This is a genomic window from Bradyrhizobium sp. USDA 4503 (genome assembly GCF_054055815.1).
The window spans coordinates 4556290-4571151 of record NZ_JBSRXS010000001.1; the positions used below are offsets into that span (position 1 = coordinate 4556290).

The window sequence follows — 14862 nt, forward strand, 5'->3', positions numbered from 1 at the left end:
CCGGACGCGCGAACGCGGACAGCCTGCGACAAAGCAAAGGGAGTCCCCATGACGGCGCTGGAAAAAGCCTTCGCAGAAGCAGCCGCGGCAGGCATTACGCAACAGAAGATCGATATCGGCGATTTGCGCGTCAATGTCGCGCGCTTCGGCAAAGGGCCGCCGCTGCTCCTGCTTCACGGCTGGCCGGAGTTCTGGCTGGTGTGGCGCCCGCTGATGCTGCGCCTCGGCGACAGTTTTGAACTGATCGCGCCCGACTTGCGCGGCTGCGGCGACACCGGCAAGCCGACAACGGGGCCCGATGCGTCCGCCACCGCGGAGCGCCACGCGCTGGATATGTTTGCCGTCATGGACGCGCTCGACTATCAGCGCTTCGGCGTCATCGGCGGCGATCTCGGCGCCTACGTCATGCAGGCGATGTCGCATCGACATCCGCAGCGGCTGATCGGCACGCTCTATCTCTGCACGCCCTATCCGGGCCTCGGCCATCGCTACGGCCAGCCCGGCCACCTGATCGAGGTCTGGTATCAATACTTCCAGCAGCTGCCATGGGCCGCGCAATTGGTCGGAAGCTCGCGCGAGTCATGCCGGCTCTACTTCCGGCATTTCCTCGACCACTGGTCGGGCGACGATCCCGCGGTGTTCGGCGACCTGCTGGAAGCCTATGTCGACAACTTCATGAAGCCGGGCAACATCCAGGGCGGCTTCGACTGGTATCTCTCGTCCGCGCCCAATCGCCGGCTCTGGCTGGAAGGCAAGCTGCCGGCGCAGCCGCGCATCGACGTGCCGTCGCGCTTTCTCTGGGGCCGCCGCGATCCGTTGATCGCGCCCGAATGGTCGGACAGGTTGGGAGACTATTGGAGCGAACCTTCGATCAGGTTCGTCGAGACCGGGCACTATGTTCACGCCGAGGCGCCCGGGATCGTTGCCGAAGAAGCAAGCGGCTTCTTCGGCAAGCTGATCAACCGCACGGGCGCGCGTTAGCGGCCCGGACGCAGCTCCAGGCTCTCGAGGCCGGCGGCGATGTTGATGCCGACCTGGCCCTGCACGCTGAGCGGCTGCAGGGCGATCGTGTTGTCGGAGCCGCCGACCAGCACGTTGCCGCCGACGCCGACACCGAGCGTCGCGCTGCCCTGCGCGCCGGCATAGTTGCCGGAGAGCGCACCCGGCCCGAGCCGCTCCACCGGCGCATAGACGCCCCAGGCCAGCGCCGATTCCTGGGTGATGCCGAGATCGATGCCGACCTTCTGGATGGTCGCGATGTAGCGATCCTCAGGCAGACCATTGGCGCGGAGCACGCAACCGAGATGGGTCACGGAACCGACGATGAAGCCAACGCTCGCGCCGCCGCGGCATTCAAGGACGCCGACCTGCACGCGCTGGATCGGCTGTTGGGCGCTGGCGCCAACGATTGCGGTCAGCGTGGCAATGGCAGCACCGGCGAGGCGAGTGAAGCGACGCATGTTGGGAAGTCTCCGGCTGAGAGGCATGACGCGAGCAGAGAACCGAACGGCGCCGTGTCTGCGGCGCCGTTCGCATCCTATGCCACAACATCGAACGTCCAGCCAGAATTTGCGGTGCCCGCCACCGATTGTCAGGAGATGTTGCGGCGCTGCTATGTTCCTCAGGGTCTGCCGATTGATCGAGCAACGGACAGCAAACAACAGACAACAAAAAAAGAGGCCCGCTTTCGCGGGCCTCTTTGATCGGACACCGACCAGCTTAGAGCGTTTTCGAGCGAAGTGGATACCGGTTCGCGTGAAGAAAACGCGTCAAAACAAAATCTAGTGGTGGTGATGATGACGGTGGTGACGATGATGACGGCGCGGACCGCCGTAGGCGACCGGCTCGAGATCGATCCCGGCGATGCCGGCCGCAACGTTGAGGCCGGTCTGGCCCTGCACGCTGACCGGCTGCAGCGCATAGGCATTGTTCGGGCCGCCGAACAGGAAGTTACCGCCGGCGCCGAGGCCGACCGAGGCGTTGACGCCGACGCCGCCGTAGCTGCCGGCCAGCGCACCGCGCGGGAGCTGGGTGGTCGGCGCGCTCACGGCCCAGGCGAGCTGGGTCGTCGCGGTGACGCCGAGGTCGACGCCGATCCGCTTCACGGTCGCAACATAGGGCTCGGGCCGACGGCCGCCGCTCTGGAACACGCATTCGAGGCGCGCGACAGAGCCGACAACGAAGCCGACATTCTCGCCGCCCTGGCATTGCAGGACCCCGGCTTGAACCTGAGGCGCCGCGTTGGCGGTGGCGAACGGCGCCAGCAACGCAAGCGCTGCAAGGGTGAGGGTCGAAAGTCGCATTATCTGTCTCCGCAAGGTGAACTGAACTGAATTCGCGCGGCGGACAGGAAGGAAGGCTCGTGTCCAAAACAAGGCAGTGCGCAAAGCGGCCGTAAAAACTTCCCGCGTGTGGCATCGATGTTCGCACACACGCGCGTGAGGTGAGCTGGATGTGATTTGACTCGTCGAATCTACTGGCGCGATTTCGGCGCACAAACAAAAACGCTCCCGCACCAGGTGCGGGAGCGTTTCTTTAAGTTCGGATCGAACTACCGCAGATTACCGCAGAAGCGCTGGATGCGCTTGCAGGCATCCTCGAGATCGGAGGTCTTGGTCGCGTAGGAGATGCGGAACGCGGGTCCGAGCCCGAATGCCGATCCCTGCACCACGGCGACGCCTTCGCTCTCGAGCAATTCGGTGACGAACGCCTCGTCGTTGTCGATCAGCTTGCCCGACGGCGCCTTCTTGCCGATCGTGCCGGCGCAGGACGGATAGACGTAGAACGCACCTTCCGGCCGCGGGCACTCGATGCCGCTCGCCTGGTTGAGCATCGACACCACGAGGTCGCGACGTTCCTTGAACACCTTGTTGTTCGCGGCGATGAAGTCCTGCGGACCGTTGAGCGCCTCGACCGACGCCCACTGCGCGATCGATGACGGGTTCGAGGTCGACTGCGACTGGATCGTCGCCATCGCCTTGATCAGCTGCGCCGGGCCGCCGGCATAGCCGATGCGCCAGCCGGTCATGCAGTAGGCCTTCGACACGCCGTTCACGGTCAGCGTGCGGTCGTACAGGCTCGGCTCGACCTGCGCCGCCGTGGTGAAGACGAAGTCGTCATAGACGAGGTGCTCGTACATGTCGTCGGTCATCACCCAGACATGCGGATGCTTGACCAGCACGTCGGTGATCGCCTTGAGCTCGCTCTTCGTATAGGCCGAGCCGGTCGGGTTCGACGGCGAGCACAGGATCACCCACTTGGTCTTCGGCGTGATCGCCTTCTCGAGATCTTCCGGACGCAGCTTGAAGCCGGTCGAGGCCGGGCAAACCACCGGCACCGACTCGCCGCCGGCGAGCGCCACCATCTCGGGATAGCTGACCCAGTACGGCGCCGGGATGATCACCTCATCGCCCGGATTGATGGTCGCCATCAGCGCGTTGTAGAGCACCTGCTTGCCGCCGGTGCCGACGATGACCTGGTTCGGCTTGTAGGTCAGGCCGTTCTCGCGCGCGAACTTGTTGATGATGGCTTCCTTGAGCTCCGGAATGCCGCCGACATCGGTGTACTTGGTCTTGCCGGCCTCGATCGCGTGGATCGCCGCGAGCTTGATGTTGGCGGGCGTATCGAAGTCAGGCTCGCCGGCGCCGAGGCCGATGACGTTGCGGCCCGCGGCTTTCAGCGCGCGTGCTTTGTCCGTGACCGCGATCGTCGCGGACGGCTTCACACGGTCGAGCGCAGCGGACAGGAAGGCCATTATCATCTCCTGGCAAACGTCGTGAGCCGTAGGGCCACGACTTGATTTGAATGGGATCGCGGCACCCTAGGCCTGTCGCCGCTGCACCGCAAGAAGCTTGGCGGTAAAGCACGAAAACTTTCGCGCATGGCTCGCGGCACGCGCAATTTTCCGCAAGTTCCGGCACCGGATGACTCATATCCGGCAAGCCCGCTCGGGTCTTGCCGGCGGGGCCTATCGGCGGCATGCGCCAGCGCGGATTGCTCCGAGGACAATGCCGCGCGGCAACCTGCCTGACAGCGCTAACGGCGGGTCGTCAACGCAGACCGGCGCGCGTCGTGCCGCCAAGGACGCGCGTTAAGGTTTGTGAATTTCAGCGCGCCGGCCATGGTCGCGACCTTGGCGATCGACCGGCACCGTGCAGAGCGTCGCGCAGGCGTGATCCGAGTTGTTCTGCCGTGTGGATGGAATCGTTCTGCACGTGTGCAGTGCAGTAGACGTTTCGACTTTTTCCACACTGCAGGGCTTGCGACGCACCCCCGTCAGCATCATTGTTTAGCGGCGTTGCGGTGTGACAGGCCGCGCAATTTTTAAGCGTACCGTCTCCCTGACCGAATGAACCACGACGCAATGTACAAGCTCTATTCGATGCAGCGCTCCGGCAACAGCTACAAGGTCCGGCTGGCGCTTGCCGTGCTGAACACGCCGTACGAGGCGATCGAGATCGACATCCTGCGCGGCGAGAGCCGCACCCCGGAATTCCTGGCCAAGAATCCGAGCGGCCAGGTGCCGCTGCTCGAGGTCGCCGAGGGCCGCCATCTCGCCGAGTCCAATGCCATCCTCTGGTATGTCGCGATCGGCACGCCGCTGGCGCCGGAGTCGCGGATCGAGCGCGCCGAGGCGCTGCAGTGGATGTTCTTCGAGCAGCACGCGCTGGAGCCGAACATCGGCGCCGCCTATTTCTGGCTGTCGCTGGTCAAGGGCGGACGCGACCTGCAGACGCACGCGCTGGAGGACTGGATGGAGCGCGGCTATGCGGCGCTGCAGGTGATGGAAAATCACCTCAAGGAACACGCCTATTTCGCCGCCGGACAGCTCACCGTCGCCGACATCGCCCTTTACGGCTACACCCACGTCGCCGACCGCTGCGACTTCGACCTGGCGACCTTTCCGTCGATCCGCGCCTGGCTCAAGCGGGTCGAGCAGACCCCCGGATTTGTCTCGATGGACTGGCAGCCTGGTACCGAGGCCGAGCCTGAGCCTCGCCTCGCGGCCGGCGTCTGAACGGCCGGGTGTGAATCCAGGGAATAACGGGGAAACTGCCCAAATAACGGGCAAAACTCGCGCCACCGCCGTATTTTAGCCATTTTTGGACGGCGCCGCCGCCGCAATGTTGCCGGTGACAACCGGCAGATTCGCGCGGATGTCGCGAGTGATTCGCTCGCGGCCTGAGGGATTTAGACCATGAAACGGTGGTCCGGCACGGCAGGCTTCGATGGCCGCCCTGCCCCGGTGGCATCAACCCGGCTGACGAACGCGATCGCCGCGTCGCTCGCGCTCGGCGCGCTGACGCTGTGCCTGGTCGTCGCCGTGACGGTGCTGTCGAGCAACATCACCATGGCAACGGCGATCCCGGCGTAATCAAGCAATTTCCGGTTGGCACCTGATCCGCGGCAAGGCGCGGGAGAGACAGCGGCGCGACATGATGAAGACCCCCGTCGGACTGGTGACCGTGACGCTGTCGGCGGCGATCCTGCTGGCGGCATCGCTCCTGATCGTGACCGGCACGCAAGGCGAAGACCGCGCACGCCCCGCGCATGTCACGACGCCGACCGCCAAGCCGGCCCCGCACCACTAAAGCGCAATGAGATCAGGTCGAACCGCGGCGGCAGTGTGCTCCCTCGCCCCGTTCTTACGGGGAGAGGGTTGGGGTGAGGGCTCTTTCCGCGTATTCGGAGATCGCTGCATTTGCGGAGAGTCCCCCTCACCCGGAACGCATCTAACGATGCGTTCCGACCTCTCCCCGCACACGGGGCGAGGTGAAGCATTAGCCCCATTTGTGGAAGATCAGAAACGCGCCGGCGGCGATGAAGGCAAATCCGAGCGCGTGATTCCAGCCCAGCGGCTCCTTCAGGTACAACACCGAGAAGGCGGCGAACACGACCAGCGTGATCACCTCCTGCATGGTCTTGAGCTGCGCCGCCGAGTAGACCGCGCTGCCCCAGCGATTGGCCGGCACCGCCAGCCAGTATTCGAAGAAGGCGATGCCCCAGCTCACCAGGATCACGATGGGGAGCGAGTGATCCTTGAACTTGAGATGGCCGTACCAGGCGAAGGTCATGAAGACGTTCGAGGCGAACAGCATCAGGATCGGCAGCAGCGACGGCGAAATGGCGGGCATCGAATGTCCTCTTGCAAGCAAAGCACGCGGTAACCCGCAGGCACGGAACCGGGTTCCGTGCCGATCTGCATATCATTTGATTTGAAAGCAGCGAAAGCTGGTTCGGCCCCCGCAACGCCCGCTTAACGGTCGGGAAGGAAATGCCGGCGCGGTTGCGGCCCTGTCGTCAAACTGCGGCTTTATCGTTCGTTTGATAGATAGCGAGAACGCGCATGCGGTTCGACTGGCGTGCAATTTCAGGTCCGGCCCTGACGGCGATCACGGCATCCGCCGCCTTCCTGCTCGATCGCCTCGTTGTCGCCGTCCCCAATCCCGCGCCGCTGTTCGTCTGCATCGTGGCGCTTGCGAGCTCGATCAGCGGCATCACCTCCGGGCTGATCTCCGCCGCGATCGCGGTGGCCGCCTCGGCGCTGTTCTTCCTCAATCATCGCGCGCTGCCCGGTTACGACACCGCCGACGTCGCGCGGATGCTGATGCTGGCGGCGACCGCGGCCGGCACCGCCGTGATCACCGGAATGCTACGGCAGAAATGGATCGACGCCTTTGCCGCGGACCAGCAGCATCACGCCACCGCGGAGCGGCTCGCAGCCGCGCTCGACCAGGTCGACATCGGCATCGTGCTGCTCGACGCCGACACCCGCGCCGAATTCATCAACCGCGCCTTCCGCGACTATTTCGCGCTGTCGGATGCGCAGGCCGAGAGCAAGCCGCCCTTCGTCGCGCTGATGTATCACGGCCGCGACACCGGCGCCTATGAACTGCCGGAAGACGAGCTGAGCGCATTCATCGCCGAGCGCATCGCGATGATGCGCGCCGGCGACTCCACGCCGATCAATCTCAACCTCGCCGACGGCCAGGTGCTGCGCTTCAGCTGCACCGCACTGCCGGACGGCGGCCGCATGCTGAGCTACACGCCGGTCACCGACCTCGTGCGGCACACCGACGATCCCGCCAAGGCCGATGAATATCGGGCCCAGCGCGCCGGGCGCGAGCGCCGTCTGGCGCGGCTGCTGCGCGCCGCCGAGTGAGGCGCGACCTCGTCCGCAATTGATCCTGCGAGATAGCGACGGTAGAACCTTGCGAGCGGTGCCGAGGCATCGCCCGCAACCGCAGGATCATCCAGGGATGTCCATGGCCGACGACGTCACCATCCGCTTCATCACCCGCGACGACTACGCCCAGTGGCTTCCTCTGTGGGACGGCTACAATGCTTTCTATGAGCGATCCGGGCCGACCGCGCTCGCGCCCGAGATCACCGCGATGACGTGGGAACGCTTCTTCGATGCCTATGAGCCGGTGCACGCGCTGGTCGCCGACGCCGGCGGCAGATTGCTCGGGCTGACGCATTATCTGTTTCACCGCTCGACCACCGCGATCGCGCCAACCTGCTATTTGCAGGATCTGTTCACCAGCGAAGCCGCACGCGGCAAGGGCGTTGGCCGCGCGTTGATCAACGGGGTTTACGCGCAGGCCAGGCTCGCGGGATCGCCACGCGTCTACTGGCAGACGCATGAGACCAACCACACCGCGATGCAGCTTTATGACAAGGTCGCAGACAAGCCGGGCTTCGTCATCTATCGCAAGATTGTCTGAGCGGATCTTCGCGGCCTGTGGATTGAACAGAGGTGTCACCGGCACGTTACAAAGCCCGGCTAGGCTTCCGCTCGCGCAGATCAGGCCCCCCGTCTCAGATCTTCGCCAAGCGGTCCCCGTCAGTCGCCGCGTCTGACCGGGACCGCTTTTTTTTGCGGCATCTCATTTTGCGACATCGTCATGCGTCATCGGCGGTAGGACGGCACCTTGCCGGGCCCTAGTGTGCTTGTCACAATACGCGGCACCGCTCGCCTATCCCACAGGATTGTCTCATGGAAATTCGTAATCTCGGCGGCTCTGGGCTGCGCGTGTCCGCGGTCGGCCTCGGCTGCAACAATTTCGGCCAGCGCACCGACCTCGAGACCTCGCGCAAGGTGATCCACAAGGCGATCGATCTCGGCATCACGCTGTTCGACACCGCCGACATCTATGCCGGCATGGGCGGCTCGGAGACCGTGCTCGGCACCGTGCTGGGCGACCGCCGCAAGGACATCGTGCTCGCCACCAAATTCTCCAAGCCGATGGCGACCGACGGCACCAAGCAGGGCGCCTCGCGGCGCTACATCATGTCGGCGGTCGAAGCGAGCCTCACTCGCCTGAAGACCGACTATATCGATCTCTACCAGCAGCACGACTACGATCCGCTCACCCCGATCGACGAGACGCTGCGCGCGCTCGACGATCTCGTCCGCCAGGGCAAGGTGCGCTACATCGGCAACTCCAACTTCCCGGCCTGGCGGATCGCCGAAGCCGAGTACGTCGCGCGCCAGATGAACATGAACCGCTTCGTGTCCTGCCAGGACGAATACAGCCTCCTGGTGCGCGGCATCGAGAAGGACCTGCTGCCGGCGGCGCAGCAATACAATCTCGGCCTGCTGCCGTTCTTCCCGCTCGCCAGCGGCCTGTTGACCGGCAAGTACCAGCGCGGCGCCGCTGCACCCGCCGATACCCGCTTCGCCAAGGCGCCGGCCCTGAAGGATCGCTACGTCACGCCGCGCAACGAGGACATCGTCGAGAAGCTGCAGGCGTTTGCCAGGGAGCGCGGCCACGCCATGCTCGAGCTCGCCTTCTCCTGGCTCGCCGCCCGCCCGCAAGTCGCAAGCGTCATCGCCGGGGCGACGCGTCCCGAGCAGATCGAGCAGAACGTCAAGGCGATCAGCTGGAAGCTCTCCGCGGAGGAGATGGCGGAGATCGATGGGATAACGAAGGCGTGAAGCGAACGGCACTCTCTCCGCTCCCTGTCCCCGTCCTTCACGGGGAGAGGGTCGGGGTGAGGGGCATCTATCCGCGCAACTCAGTCTGAATTGTAATCAACACACCCTCGACGTTGCCGAGCACATCGTTGTTCCAGAAGCGAAGCACGCGATAGCCCTCCCCGGTGAGATACCAGTCCCGGACCACGTCTGCAGCTGAGTCCGCGTGCTGACCGCCATCCACTTCGATCACGAGCCGTCGCTCGCGGCAGACGAAGTCGCAAATGTAACTCCCGACCGGCACCTGCCGTGCGAACTTATGGCCATCAATCTGGCGATTGCGGATGCGATTCCAAAGCACGGTCTCCGCGTCCGTTTGATTGGCGCGCAGCCCTTTCGCGAGTCGGATAGGTGTTTCCTTGCGGCCACGCATTGCCCTGCCCCTCACCCGGAAGCAACGCGATGCGTCGCTTCCGACCTCTCCCCGCAAAGAGCGGGGAGAGGTCGAGGAAGTCAAGCCACCAGCCCCTTCATCGGCTTTACCGGGGCGCTGTCCGGAAACACGGCATCGGCCAGCACGCGCTCGCCGAGGCCGAACTGGTCGTGCAGCACGCCCTTGATCACGGCGCGCAGGTCGGTGGTCGGGGCGAGGTCGCGGGCCTGGTAGAGATTGGCGGGCTTGAGGCCGGGCCAGTCGGTGATCATGCGGCCGCCATTCACCGCGCCGCCGGCGAGCAGCGCGATGGTGCCGGTGCCGTGGTCGGTGCCCTCGGTGCCGTTGATGCGCGCGGTGCGGCCGAACTCGGTCGCGACCACGATCACGGTGTCGCGCCAGCGCGCGCCGAGGCCGCTCTGGAATTCCGCCAGCGCGCCGTCGAGGCCGCCGAGCAGTTGCGCGAGGCGGCCGACCGGCCCGCCTTCATTGGCATGGGTATCCCAGCCGTCGAAGGCGAGCGCGCCGATCCTCGGGCCGTCATCGGCCGCCATCAATTTCGCGGCGCCCCGCGCCACGAGGCGCATCGCCGCCACGCCGCCCGCCCCGGGCTTCGGCTTCATCTCCTCGCCCTGCGCCTGCTTCTCGAGCTGCAAGCCTTGCGTCAGCGCGCTCGCCAGCGCCGGATCGCGGTGCTGATAGAGATCGAGCAGCCGCATCGCGGTGTCGTCGGCGGCTTGCGGTAGCGCGCTCGGGGCCCAGCCGACGGTCGGCGCCGCGCCGCGCAGCACCAGCGGCGTGGTCGGGCCGACCGCGAGCGCGCTCGTCACCCGCTCGCCTTTCGGCAAGGCTTCCAGCGCGCGATTGAGCCAGCCGGACTGCACGCGGCCCGGACCGGGGAAGCCGCTTTCCAGCACGTCCTGACCGTCGAAATGCGAGCGATCGCGATAGGAGGTCGCCACCGCATGAACCACCGCGGCCTGCTTGGCGCGATACATCCGCGAAAATTCCGGCATCGCCGGATGCAGGGCGAAGAACTGATCCAGCATCACCGCCGCGTTCGGGCCATCGGGGCGCAGCGCGATCGCGCCGTGCAAGCCGGCATAATCAGGATCGCCGACCGGTGCGACCGTGGCGAGGCCGTCGAGTGCACCGCGCAGGATGATGGTGACGAAGCGCGGATCGCGGCCATCGGCGGCGCGCGCGAATTTCGGGAGGTAGGCCCAGGCCGCAAAGGAGGCGCCGCCGAGCAGCAGCGCGCGCCGCGACGTCGCCTGCAGCATCAGGCTCTCGGAGCATTCCATCGTCATCTCCTCTGGAACTCGGGCGACATCAACAGCAGCGCCAGCGCCTGCTGCCGCGATTCCGCGCGCTCGATGGTGCGCCGCGTCTCGGGCGAGGCTGCATCGGCGGCAATGAGCTCGAGCAGGTCGCGCGGGTCGAACCGGTCGGCGAGCTGGGAGGCGACTTGCGCCGAAATGTCGAGCCTGAGCTTGATGCCTTCAGGCGCCGCCCAGGCCGCGGCGGTGTCCGAAAATCCGTTCGGCCCGGCCGGCGACCACAGCGGCTGGCCGAGCACATTGAGGCCATTGAGATAGCGGCTCGGATCCTCGGGATTGCGCGCCAGCAGGCGGCCGGAGGCGACCAGGAATTCGTAAGGCGAACGCATCTTTGTCAGCGGCGCCTGCCAGGCCTCGCTGGACTGGACGAGCGCGGTGGCCAGCGCCCTGAGATCGCCGTCCGTTTTCGTGAACATATCCTGCAGCCTCGCCACCAGCGCCGGCGGCGGATCGTCGGCGACGAAGTGGCGCGCGAACTTGGTCGCGATGAATTTTGCGGTCGAGGGATGCCGCGCGATGTCCGCCAGCACCGCCTCGCCCTGCGCGACGCCCGCCTGCGCGTAGCTCTTGCCGAGCACCTGCTGCGGTCCGGGCTGGTGCGCATTGGCGTTGAACACGAAGCTGCCGGGCACACCTAACTGCCCACGGCGGCCGGCAAAGGTCCAGCCGGTGATGACGCGCGCCAGCGCCGTCACATCGTCCTGGGTGTAGCCGCCGCCGACGCCGAGCGTATGCAGCTCCATGATCTCGCGCGCGAGATTCTCGTTCAGGCCGCGATTGCGGTTGATGCCGGCGCGCGACTCCGGGCCGAGCGATTGCTGGTTGTCGAGAAAGAACAGCATCGCCGGATGCTGCTCGACGGCCTTCAGCATGTCCGGGAAACGGCCGAGCACATGCGGACGGATCGCCTCGCGCTCGAACGAGCCGGCCCACATCCGCGCCAGCGCGCCCTTGTTGGCGGAGACGCAGAAGTGGTTGGACCAGAACACCACGAGCCGTTCGACGAAGCCGCAATCGGCGACCACGCCGCGCTGCAGGCGCGCCAGCGCCTCGGCGCGGAACGTCTTCTGGATGATGTTGAGCGGTTGCGCCGGCGGCTTGGGCGGACCAGCCACCGTCTGCATCGTCGGAGGCTGCATCGGAGCCGACGGCGTCATCGCCGCGTTGGCGCCATCGGCGCCCTGCGCCTGCATCGCCGGATCCTTGCCGGCGATCTCCTTGGCGGCCGTGGACAGCGACAGATTGCGCCGCTGCGCCGGCTTTGCGTCGGACCCTTGCGGCGGTGTCTCGCTCGCGCCTTGCTGCGCGACCTTCGCGGCATTGCGCGCCTGCTGGATCTCGAACTGATAGTCGAACACCTGCTTGCCGAGCTCCGGCGTCGAGAGCAGGCCCGGCACTTCGAGCAGCGCGCCGTTCGGACGCGCCAGTTCCGCCAGCACGAAACCGCGCGGATCGGAGGCGGCGTTGATGAAGTCGCCGGACGCCCCGCCGCGGGCACCGAATCCAAACCGGTTGAGGGCAACCAGCGCGGCTTGCGAATCACGGGCCATCAGAATTCCCTTAACGGCCTATCCCGGCTATATCAGTTGCCTGGCATCATAGCGCGGTCCGGGATGAACCCGAGATTAATTCGCGCATTAAATCGCGGTTAGAATGGACCTCTCGTCAAACGATCGTTCCAAACCAGCATCTCCGCGCCAGCTTGCCTGCACGGCATGCGGCAGCGAATTTTCCTGCTCGCTCACCGGAGCATGCTGGTGCTGCGATGAGAGTTTTCGCCTGCCGATGCCGACCGACGGCGGCGACTGCCTGTGCCCCGCATGCTTGCGGAAGCTCGCGGAACAGCAAGCAGCGGTGAGCGCCACGTGAACGCACGCTGGACCGTCGACGCCGTCCTGCTCGACATGGACGGCACGCTGCTCGACACCGAGAAGGTTTACTTCGACAGCCTGGTCGCGGCGCTGAACGTGTGCGGCTACACCGACGACGTCGTCGCGCTGTGCCACTCCATGGTCGGGCTTCCCGGCCCGGTCTGCGAGGCGATGCTGCGCGACCATTACGGCGCGGCGTTTCCGCTCGCGGACGTCAACCAAGCGTTTCTCGAACATCGCGATCGGATGATGCGGTCGGGCCTGCCGCTCAAATCAGGCACGCTCGCTCTGCTCGATGCGCTCGCGCTTGCGGAGCGCCCGATGGCGATCGTCACCTCGTCATCGCGCCGTTCGGCCGAACGCAACCTCACCCTCGCCGGCATCCGCGCGCGCTTCGACACGCTGCTGACGCTTGACGATGTCGCGCAGGGCAAGCCGGATCCCGAGCTCTATCTCAAGGCCGCCGCGCGGCTCGGCGTGAGGCCGGCGTCCTGCATCGCGGTGGAAGACTCCAACCACGGCGTCGCCGCCGCCCACGCCGCCGGCGCCATCACGCTGATGGTGCCGGACATGGCGCCGCCGACAGATGAGACCCACGCGAAATGCGCGGCCGTGCTGCCGGATCTCAACGCCGTGCTGGCGCTGCTGCAGGAGCGCGGCGCGCTTTAGCCGTCATTGCGAGACGGTCTCGCCGCAGGCTGCTGCACCTCTCCCGCTTGCGGGGCAGGGAGCGCACCGCCTTCGCGACTACCATTCAACCTACTCTCGTCATGTCCTAACCCCGCTTACGCCCTGCTTCCCCAGCGCCGTCTCGATCAGTGTGCGCGCGGCCTCGCCGGCGGTCTCCATGTAGCTCGGGTCGCGATGCAGCAGCACCACGGCGAACGATCCGTCCAGCAGCAAGAGGATCTGCCGCGCCAGTTTGAGCGGATCGGCGATGCCCTGCTCCGCGAAGGTCGCGCGCAGCCAGTCCTCGAACTTCTTCTTGTGCGCGGCGCCGATCCTGATCGCGGGATGCCCGGGCATGTTGGCGAGTTCGGCGGAGGTGCGCAGGAAGCCGCAGCCCTTCCACTTCGGATGCCGCGCCGAGCGCGCGAGGTTCCTGAAGATCGCCTCGACCTTCACCGGCAGGCCACCCTCGGCCTCCGCGAACCACTTTCGGAACAGCGCGAGATTGGGCTGGTCGCGCGCGGCGAGATAGGCAGCGACCAGATCGTCCTTGCTCTTGAAGTGATAGTACAGCGTGCGCTTGGTGAGGCCGGCCTTGGCGGCGACCTCGTCGACGCTGACGCGGCGAATGCCTTCATTGTAGAACAGCGCGCTCGCCGCCTGGACGATGCGCTCGCGGGTGGGCTCGGAGGGTCTGGGCATGGCGCGTATGTATACTAACCAGTGAATATACACAAATTGCGGCTGGCCCTACATTCGGCCCGACACTGGAGACTGCATCATGCCCGCCCCCATCCTGCTCGAGATCACCGACACGATCGCCCTGATCACCCTGAACCGTCCGGAGCAGCTCAACGCGCTGAACTACGCGCTGATCGATCAGCTGATGGCCGCGCTCGACCGCATCGAGGGCGACGCTGAGGTGCGCGCCGTGATTTTGACCGGGGCCGGCGAGCGGGCCTTCTCGGCCGGCGCCGACATCAAGCAGTTTTCCGAGAGCGTCAAGCAGGGCTCCGCCGTCGCGGTGCGCGACTTCGTCCGCCGCGGCCAGGCCATGACCGCGCGGCTCGAGGCATTCAAGAAGCCCGTGATCGCCGCGATCAACGGGCTCGCCTTCGGCGGCGGCTGCGAGATCACCGAGGCGGTGCATCTCGCTGTCGCCAGCGACCGCGCGCTATTTGCAAAACCCGAGATCAAGCTCGGCATGCCCCCGACCTTCGGCGGCACGCAGCGGCTGCCGCGGCTGGCCGGACGCAAGCGCGCCCTGGAGCTGCTCCTCGCAGGCGATCCGTTTCCGCCCGAGCATGCGCGTGAGATCGGGCTGGTCAATCAGATCGTGCCGCACGATCAATTGCTGACGGCCGCGCGCGAGCTCGCCGGCCGCATCACCAGGCATTCGCCCGGCGCCGTCGCCGGCACCATCACCGCTGTGACGCGCGGGCTCAACATGCCGATTGCCGAGGGCCTTTTGGTCGAGAGCGAGCAGTTCGCCGCGCTGGTGCCGGGCCGCGATCTCGCCGAGGGGCTCGCGGCGTGGAAGGAACGGCGGCTGGCGAGGTATGTCGGGGCTTGAAAACCCGCGCGTGCTACATCCGTCATTGCGAGCGAAGCGAAGCAATCCATCGACCC

17 protein-coding genes are annotated in these 14862 nt (G+C 66.0%); 9 read left to right on the forward strand and 8 right to left on the reverse strand.

The window, feature by feature from the left end; translation table 11 throughout:
- Positions 1-48 precede the first annotated feature (48 nt).
- Complete coding sequence (locus ACVMIH_RS22035) at positions 49-981, forward strand: alpha/beta fold hydrolase (RefSeq protein ID WP_456855299.1); 933 nt, start codon at positions 49-51, stop codon at positions 979-981.
- Here ACVMIH_RS22035 and ACVMIH_RS22040 read toward each other — a convergent pair.
- The 3 genes from ACVMIH_RS22040 to ACVMIH_RS22050 all read right to left on the reverse strand — a co-directional run bounded on the left by ACVMIH_RS22040 (position 978) and on the right by ACVMIH_RS22050 (position 3754).
- Positions 978-1460: a DUF992 domain-containing protein gene (locus tag ACVMIH_RS22040; protein WP_168859258.1), complete on the reverse strand. Its 483-nt coding sequence runs from the start codon at positions 1458-1460 to the stop codon at positions 978-980. The two genes, ACVMIH_RS22035 and ACVMIH_RS22040, sit on opposite strands and share 4 nt — an antisense overlap.
- Positions 1461-1781: 321 nt before the next feature.
- Positions 1782-2303 (reverse strand): DUF992 domain-containing protein, encoded by a 522-nt coding sequence (locus tag ACVMIH_RS22045; protein ID WP_057015953.1) that lies wholly within the window; start codon positions 2301-2303, stop codon positions 1782-1784.
- A gap of 248 nt (positions 2304-2551) precedes the next feature.
- Positions 2552-3754, reverse strand: coding sequence for a pyridoxal phosphate-dependent aminotransferase (locus ACVMIH_RS22050; protein ID WP_028340563.1), 1203 nt, complete (start codon positions 3752-3754; stop codon positions 2552-2554).
- Between the two features lie 609 nt (positions 3755-4363).
- Here ACVMIH_RS22050 and ACVMIH_RS22055 point away from each other — a divergent pair.
- From ACVMIH_RS22055 to ACVMIH_RS22065, 3 genes are all read left to right on the forward strand, one after another.
- Positions 4364-5017, forward strand: coding sequence for a glutathione S-transferase family protein (locus ACVMIH_RS22055; RefSeq protein WP_057015955.1), 654 nt, complete (start codon positions 4364-4366; stop codon positions 5015-5017).
- 180 nt (positions 5018-5197) lie between these two features.
- The gene (locus ACVMIH_RS22060; RefSeq protein WP_456863340.1) at positions 5198-5374 is read left to right on the forward strand and encodes a hypothetical protein; all 177 of its coding nucleotides are present in this window, start codon (positions 5198-5200) and stop codon (positions 5372-5374) included.
- Between the two features lie 61 nt (positions 5375-5435).
- Entirely contained in the window at positions 5436-5591 is a 156-nt protein-coding gene (locus ACVMIH_RS22065) for a hypothetical protein (RefSeq protein ID WP_168859260.1), read from the forward strand.
- A gap of 189 nt (positions 5592-5780) precedes the next feature.
- On the opposite strand, the gene ACVMIH_RS22070 is transcribed toward ACVMIH_RS22065, so the two are convergent.
- Entirely contained in the window at positions 5781-6134 is a 354-nt protein-coding gene (locus tag ACVMIH_RS22070) for a DMT family protein (RefSeq protein ID WP_028336063.1), read from the reverse strand.
- Positions 6135-6346: 212 nt separating this feature from the next.
- Between ACVMIH_RS22070 and ACVMIH_RS22075 the strand changes: the two genes are divergently transcribed.
- The 3 genes from ACVMIH_RS22075 (at position 6347) to ACVMIH_RS22085 (ending at position 8941) form a co-directional block, all read left to right on the forward strand.
- Positions 6347-7162 carry a PAS domain-containing protein gene (locus ACVMIH_RS22075; protein WP_076829885.1) on the forward strand — a complete coding sequence of 272 codons (816 nt, stop codon included), beginning with the start codon at positions 6347-6349 and terminating at the stop codon, positions 7160-7162.
- Positions 7163-7265: 103 nt separating this feature from the next.
- Complete coding sequence (locus tag ACVMIH_RS22080; protein WP_057015132.1) at positions 7266-7727, forward strand: GNAT family N-acetyltransferase; 462 nt, start codon at positions 7266-7268, stop codon at positions 7725-7727.
- A gap of 272 nt (positions 7728-7999) precedes the next feature.
- Positions 8000-8941 carry an aldo/keto reductase gene (locus tag ACVMIH_RS22085; RefSeq protein WP_253625425.1) on the forward strand — a complete coding sequence of 314 codons (942 nt, stop codon included), beginning with the start codon at positions 8000-8002 and terminating at the stop codon, positions 8939-8941.
- 67 nt (positions 8942-9008) lie between these two features.
- Here ACVMIH_RS22085 and ACVMIH_RS22090 read toward each other — a convergent pair whose 3' ends face one another.
- The 3 genes from ACVMIH_RS22090 to ACVMIH_RS22100 all read right to left on the reverse strand — a co-directional run bounded on the left by ACVMIH_RS22090 (position 9009) and on the right by ACVMIH_RS22100 (position 12243).
- Positions 9009-9353: an endonuclease domain-containing protein gene (locus ACVMIH_RS22090; protein ID WP_057015131.1), complete on the reverse strand. Its 345-nt coding sequence runs from the start codon at positions 9351-9353 to the stop codon at positions 9009-9011.
- Positions 9354-9433: 80 nt separating this feature from the next.
- Complete coding sequence (locus ACVMIH_RS22095; protein WP_456863342.1) at positions 9434-10663, reverse strand: DUF1501 domain-containing protein; 1230 nt, start codon at positions 10661-10663, stop codon at positions 9434-9436.
- On the reverse strand, positions 10660-12243 hold the full coding sequence (locus tag ACVMIH_RS22100; protein WP_456863344.1) for a DUF1800 domain-containing protein: 1584 nt from the start codon (positions 12241-12243) through the stop codon (positions 10660-10662). Before ACVMIH_RS22100 ends, ACVMIH_RS22095 begins: the two co-directional genes overlap by 4 nt.
- Positions 12244-12558: 315 nt before the next feature.
- Between ACVMIH_RS22100 and ACVMIH_RS22105 the strand changes: the two genes are divergently transcribed.
- Positions 12559-13233 (forward strand): HAD family hydrolase, encoded by a 675-nt coding sequence (locus ACVMIH_RS22105; RefSeq protein WP_456863347.1) that lies wholly within the window; start codon positions 12559-12561, stop codon positions 13231-13233.
- A gap of 99 nt (positions 13234-13332) precedes the next feature.
- Here the strand turns inward: ACVMIH_RS22105 and ACVMIH_RS22110 are convergent, their stop codons facing one another.
- On the reverse strand, positions 13333-13935 hold the full coding sequence (locus ACVMIH_RS22110) for a TetR/AcrR family transcriptional regulator (RefSeq protein WP_057019048.1): 603 nt from the start codon (positions 13933-13935) through the stop codon (positions 13333-13335).
- A gap of 79 nt (positions 13936-14014) precedes the next feature.
- Here ACVMIH_RS22110 and ACVMIH_RS22115 point away from each other — a divergent pair, with 79 nt between their 5' ends.
- Positions 14015-14806: a crotonase/enoyl-CoA hydratase family protein gene (locus ACVMIH_RS22115; RefSeq protein WP_316399153.1), complete on the forward strand. Its 792-nt coding sequence runs from the start codon at positions 14015-14017 to the stop codon at positions 14804-14806.
- Positions 14807-14862: the final 56 nt, after the last annotated feature.